This is a genomic window from Polaromonas sp., assembly GCF_012927415.1.
Classification (GTDB): Bacteria; Pseudomonadota; Gammaproteobacteria; order Burkholderiales; family Burkholderiaceae_C; genus Polaromonas.
Window position 1 is genome coordinate 1 of record NZ_JABBPF010000186.1, and the last position, 6,027, is coordinate 6,027.

General features: G+C 64.4%; 3 protein-coding genes. 2 read left to right on the top strand and 1 reads right to left on the bottom strand.

Annotated features, from left to right (window positions below; translation table 11 throughout):
* Nucleotides 1-242 precede the first annotated feature (242 nt).
* Complete coding sequence (gene trxA, locus HHJ19_RS15440; protein ID WP_296908759.1) at nt 243-575, bottom strand: thioredoxin TrxA; 333 nt, start codon at nt 573-575, stop codon at nt 243-245.
* A gap of 165 nt (nt 576-740) precedes the next feature.
* Between trxA and HHJ19_RS15445 the strand changes: the two genes are divergently transcribed.
* Together HHJ19_RS15445 and HHJ19_RS15450 are read left to right on the top strand one after the other, a co-directional pair.
* Nucleotides 741-3,308: a PD-(D/E)XK nuclease family protein gene (locus HHJ19_RS15445; protein ID WP_296908760.1), complete on the top strand. Its 2,568-nt coding sequence runs from the start codon at nt 741-743 to the stop codon at nt 3,306-3,308.
* A 258-nt stretch (nt 3,309-3,566) separates the two neighbouring features.
* A partial coding sequence (locus HHJ19_RS15450) for an exodeoxyribonuclease V subunit beta (protein WP_296908761.1) occupies nt 3,567-6,027 on the top strand: 2,461 nt, incomplete at its 3' end.

Here is a 6,027-nt window from a genome sequence, read left to right on the forward strand (position 1 = left end):
AAAAAAAAAACCGGGGGGGAGTTTTTAAAAGAAGCCGCTCTGGGGAAGAAGGCTGTCAAACCGGAAACTCGAACCAGGTGGCTACTACCGCCCGGTGAATAAAATTGATTATGACAGGAAATTCAGGCGGGAAAGCAGGTGATGAAGAGCAGCAAGGCGACCGGGCGGAGTGCGGTTGCTGTCGGATGGCGCCGGGGAGCAGGACGGAATGGATCTGGCTGCCGGTTTCCAGCGCAAATCGGTCAGGCTAGTTGCTGGTCAATGAATGCGGTCAGTTGGGCTTTGCTCATGGCACCGACTTTGGTGGCCGCAAGTTCTCCATCCTTGAACAACATCAGAGTGGGAATGCCGCGAATGCCGAATTTGGCGGGAATTTCGCGGTTCTCGTCCACATTCATTTTTGCAATCTGCAGCTTGCCCTCGTAGCCGGTTGCCACTTCGTCAAGAATGGGCGCAATCATCTTGCAGGGGCCGCACCACTCAGCCCAGTAGTCGACCAGCACGGGCTTGCTTGATTTCAGCACGTCGGCTTCAAATGTGGCGTCAGTTGTGTGTTTGATCAGTTCGTTCGCCATGTGGGCTCCTTGGGGCTGGTTACGATACGTTGTGCGGCTAAAGTTGCACTTATTGTGGCAGAAAGCGGTGCCCGGGTTGCCCGGTCGGCAGTAACTGCCCTGTTAGCCCATCGCCAGGTTTTTTTTCCTGGTCCTTCATTGCCCTGCAAAAACGTCTTCTTTTTCATGCCGCTTTTTGATCCCGTTCAAACCGCCAGCCCCGTTGCAACCCTGCCGGCGCTGTGCTGGCAGCAAGCCATGGCCAGGCTGGCCGCCAGCGTGCAGGCGCGGGGCGTGCATCCCGCCGAAGTCGTGGTGTTGCTGCCCTATGCCCAGCTGATCCAGCAGGCGCGTCAGGCTTGGGCCGAAGTGGCCGGCGACACATTTTTTGTTCCGCGCTTTGAAACCACCATGAACTGGGCCAGCAGCCTGGGCGGTGCGCTGGGCCTGTTTACACCGTCCGGCATCGATTTGCGCATGGATGTGGCGGTGGACATGCTGACGGCCGCTTCACTGCTAGAGCGTGCCGGCCTGGCAGCGCAGGAGAACGCGCTGGCCGGTCGCCTGCTTGAGGCGGCCTGGAGCCTGAGCCGGGTGGCGGCGGCGGTATTGCCGACCAGGCGTCAGGCCTGGAGCGAGGGTCTTGCTGAGCTGTTGGGCGTGGGCCTTGATTCGCCGGTGCTGGCGCTTGAGGCCGCCGTGGGGCGTATTGCGCTGGTCTGGGCGGCCGCCTCTGCCTATCCGACGGACCGCTTGTTTGAGGCCGAGGCTGCACTGCTGGTGGTGCTGGAGGGATTTCAGACCGAGCCGCTGACCGAGGCGCTCAAGCTGCATTTTGGCGAACGGGCCATAGCCATTGCGCTGTGCGTTTCCCTGCACGGGCCGGATTGCTTCGGCGTGCCTGCGCCTTTGATGCATCCCGCGCGTGATGCCGAGGACGAGGCCGGGCGTGCAGCCGCCTGTGTGCTGGCCCAGCTGGCGCAAGGGCGGCGTCCGGTCGCGCTGATTGCGCAAGATCGCCAGCTCACGCGCCGCGTCGGTGCCATGCTGGCCGAACGTGGCGTAGCCATGCGTGATGAAACCGGCTGGAAACTCTCCACCACGCGCGCTGCCGCGAATCTGATGAGCCTGCTGCGCGCCTCGCCCTGGGATGCGTCGAGCGACGCGGTGCTTGACTGGCTGAAAAACGCCCCCGCATTTGCCGTTGCTGGCGTGACGGTAGCGGAGACCGAGCTGCGAAAATTTGGTGTGCGCGCCTGGCGCGAGTTGCCGGTGACAGCGCTGCCGGCATTGGCCGTCAGCCAGGCGCTGGCGCTGCCGGTGAACGCCTTGCGCGAAACGTTGACGCGCGCCCGGCCGCTGGCCGCATGGTTGCGCGATCTGCGGGCGGCCTTGCAGTCAGCCGGGCAGTGGGAGGCGCTGACACTGGATGACGCCGGTCAGGCTGTGCTGGATGTGCTGCGTCTTCATGAAGGCGCTGGGAAAGAGTTTGAAGAGTCGCCCGCCATGAAGCTCAACGAGTTCACCAGCTGGGTCAATCAGGCGCTCGAAGCGGCCAAGTTTTCACCGCCGCACCCCATGGCCGAGCAGGTCGTCATCCTGCCGCTGGCCCAGTTGCTGGGTCGACCGATGCAGGCCGTGGTGCTGCCCGGCTGCGACGAAATCCGCCTGCCCGTGTCGCCGGAGCCTGCGGGCCAATGGACGCCAGGTCAGCGCGAATTGCTCGGCCTGGCCTCGCGCGAAGCGCTTGCCGGCACAGCCCGGCAGGCTTGGGATTACGCCCTGCGGCTACCGCATGTGGATGTGCTGTGGCGCACCAGCGAAAACGGTGAACAGTTGATGCCCAGCGGATTTGTGCAGGAGCTGCTGCTGGCGCGCGGCCTTGATGGCTCGGCAGACCCGGCGCCAGACCCGCGCATCCTGCGCGCCGTGGCCACGCTGCCGACACCACGCCCGCTGCCAAAGGGCGACGCCTTGCCACTGAGCCGGCTGTCGGCCAGCAGCTATGAGGATTTGCGCCGTTGCCCCTACCGTTTTTTTGCGTTGCGCCAGCTCAGGCTGCAAGCGCCCGAAGAGCTGGAAAGCGAGCTCGGCAAGCGCGATTTCGGCAACTGGCTGCACAGCTTGCTGCACCGCTTCCACGAAGCATTAAAAGCGGCTCCGGTCCAGCACTTACCGGCACGGGTAGCTATGATTAATGTAGCGGCAGAGAGCGCCGCCCGGGAGCTGGGCTTGAGCGACAGCGCGTTTTTGCCGTTTGCCGCCGCCTGGAGTGCGGTGCGTGACGGTTACCTCTCGTGGCTGTCGGGTCATGAAGCCGGCGGCGCCCAATTTGAGGCGGGGGAAGCCTGGCGCGAAGTGCCTCTGGGCGAGCTCACGCTGCTGGGCAAGATTGACCGAATCGACCGCGATGCAGACGGCCATACGCTGCTGATCGACTACAAAACCGAGCCGCGAGCCACCACCACCCAGCGCATCAAGGATGGCCCGGAGGACACCCAGCTGGCGTTTTATGCGGCCCTGATGGCTGACGACACGCTGGCGGCGGCTTATGTCAACCTGGGTGAAAAAGAGCCGACCTGCACGTATCGGCAGCCTGCCATCGTGGAACTGCGTGATGCCTTGATTGACAGCATCCTGCTGGACATGGCGCGGATTGCGCGGGGCGTGGTGCTGCCAGCGCTGGGTGAGGGCAAGGCCTGTGACTATTGCGCGGCGCGCGGTCTGTGCCGCAAGGATTTTTGGACAATATGACCCCCACGCTTGTCACTTCGTGTACTAGCTGCCCCCCGCGGGGGCTGAACTTCGCTTGGGGCGGCCCTGCGCTTCGTTCGTGGCCCCCACGCTTGTCACTTCGACTACGCTGCCCCCCGGGGGGGCAGCCCGACTGCGGCCCGGCAAAGCAGGTTCCGCGGCTCGAACTTGCAGGGCCGGGGCTCCCATCCTTATTACTGCGTGGGCTGCGCCGCTTGACTTTGTTTGCTCTTTCACCCCTTCCTTCGTAGATATCCGATGACCGCCGCCTACGAATGCAACGGCCAGCCCGTTTCAGCCGACTCGTTTTACGCCATTGCCTGTGACCCGCGGCGCAGCGTCGCGGTGGAAGCCTGTGCTGGCGCGGGCAAAACCTGGATGCTGGTATCGCGCATCGTGCGGGCCCTGCTGGAGGGCGTTGACGCTTCTGCGGGTTCAGACGCAAAGCTGCTGCGCCCGCATGAAATCCTCGCCATCACCTTCACCAGAAAGGCCGCCGGTGAAATGCGCGAGCGGCTCGATGAATGGCTCAAAACCTTTACGACTGCGGACGACGAAAGCTTGCGCAGAGAGCTGGTCATGCGGGGCGTTGCAGGCCAGGTCGACCCCAGCTCCAATCCCGAGCTGCGCCGCCAGCTGTCGAATTTATACCGCTCCGTGCTCGGCAGCGGGCGCTCCGTGCAGATCCGCACCTTTCACAGCTGGTTTGCCGCCCTGCTGCGCAGCGCGCCCGTAGCTGTGCTGCAAAGGCTCGGACTGCCGGTCAACTACGAGCTGCTGGAAGACGACGCGCACGCGCGGGCGCTGGTCTGGCGGCGGTTTTATGCGGCGGTGGTGGGCGAGGCGGCGCTCAAGGCCGACTTTGAAGCGCTGGTGCTGGCGCATGGCCGTTTCCAGACCGACAAGGCCCTGCAGGGCGCGCTTGAAAAGCGAACCGAGTTCACGCTGGCCGACGAAAAAGGCGTGGTGGATGCCTCGGTCCAGCCCTTTGCATTGCAATTTCCCGAGTTTGAAGGGCTGAATGCGCCCGCCGACAGTCTGTTCGCAAATCCGGCAAATCCGGCCCACCATACGCTGCTGCTGGTGGCCGCCAGGGCGCTGGGCTGCGCCAGCGCGCCGACCTTCTCGGCCAAGGGCGTGCAACTGGAGCAAGCCCTGACGGCGCATGACATCGGCGGTGTTTTCAGCGCGCTGCTGACCGAAAAGTGCATGCCGCGCAAATTTGGCGAAAAAATCGCCGGCATCGAAGCGGTGCGACAGGCTCAGGAACTGGTGCTGCGCGTGCAGGCCGCCATTCAGCAGCACGAGGCCTGGAGCCACCAACAGCGCATGGCCCGGCTGAGCCGGGTGCTGATTGCGCAGTTCACCCAGCTCAAGCGCGAGCGCGGCTGGGTTGACATGAATGACGTGGAGCGCGCCGCTTTGGTCATGCTGGGCGACCCGGTGCTGGCCGGCTGGGTGCAGGAGCGGCTGGACGCTCGCATCCGGCATTTGATGATTGACGAGTTCCAGGACACCAACCCGCTGCAATGGCAGGCGCTGTCCGCTTGGCTGAGCGGCTATGCCGGCGCGGGCGCCGCACCCAGCGTGTTTCTGGTTGGCGACCCGAAACAAAGCATTTACCGCTTCCGCCGCGCCGAACCGCAGGTGTTTCGCGCCGCGCAGGCCTTTGTCGTGCAGGGCCTGGGTGGCGACTTGCTCAGCTGCGACCACACCCGGCGCAATTCCCTGGCCGTGATTGGCACGGTAAACGCGGTCATTGGCAAGGCACGCGCACTTGACGGCTACGACGGTTTTCGCGAGCACACGACAGACTCCGAAAACGAGGGCGCGACGGGCCGCCTGCCACCGATACCGCGGCTCCAGGCCGGTGATGCCGAAGCGCTGCAAAGCGGCGTCTGGCGCGACAGCTTGAGTACACCACGCGAGTTGCCCGAGGAAACCCTGCGCACGCTGGAAGCGCGCCAGGCCGCCGCCTGGATCTCGCGGCAACTTGATCACGGCAATGGTCGGGGCCTCAAGCCGTCCGACGTGATGGTGCTGTCGCGCAAGCGGGCCGGTTTGCTGCCGCTGCAGCAGGAATTGCGGGCGCTGAACATCCCCGCCCAGATTGGCGAAAAAACCGATCTGATCGACTGCTGCGAAGTGCTGGACGTGGTGGCACTGCTCGACGTGCTGGTGTCGCCGCAACACGATTTGTCGCTGGCAAGGGCGCTGCGTTCGCCGCTGTTCGGCCTGGGCGATGACAGCCTGGTCAAGATAGCGCTGCTGCAGCGTGAGCTGAACCTGCCGTGGTATGAGTTGCTACAAAAAAAAGAGCTGCTGGCACCCGAATTGCATGGACCAGGGCCTGTTTTGACCCGTTGGAAAAACTGGCTGGACCGGCTGCCACCGCACGACGCACTGCAAGCCATCTATGAAGACGGCGATGTGCTGGCGCGCTTTGTCGCCGCCGCGCCGGCCACCCAGCGCCAGACCGTGCTGGTCAACCTGCGCGCCCTGCTGGCCGTCGCGCTGGACCGTGACGGCGGGCGCTATGTCACGCCTTACGGCCTGGTCCGCGCGCTCAGGGCCGGCGGCACACTGGCGCCGGTTGCCGTCAACAGCGAGGCGGTTCGCCTGCTGACGATTCACGGCGCCAAGGGGCTCGAAGCCGAGGCCGTCCTGCTGCTCGACACCGACACGGTAGAGCGCAACGCCGACAGCATGAGCGTGCTGA

What these genes read in the sequence shown, in the direction of transcription:
- trxA (WP_296908759.1), bottom strand. Translation starts at nt 575, where the DNA reads ATGGCGAACGAACTGATCAAACACACAACTGACGCCACATTTGAAGCC.
- HHJ19_RS15445 (WP_296908760.1), top strand. Translation starts at nt 741, where the DNA reads ATGCCGCTTTTTGATCCCGTTCAAACCGCCAGCCCCGTTGCAACCCTG.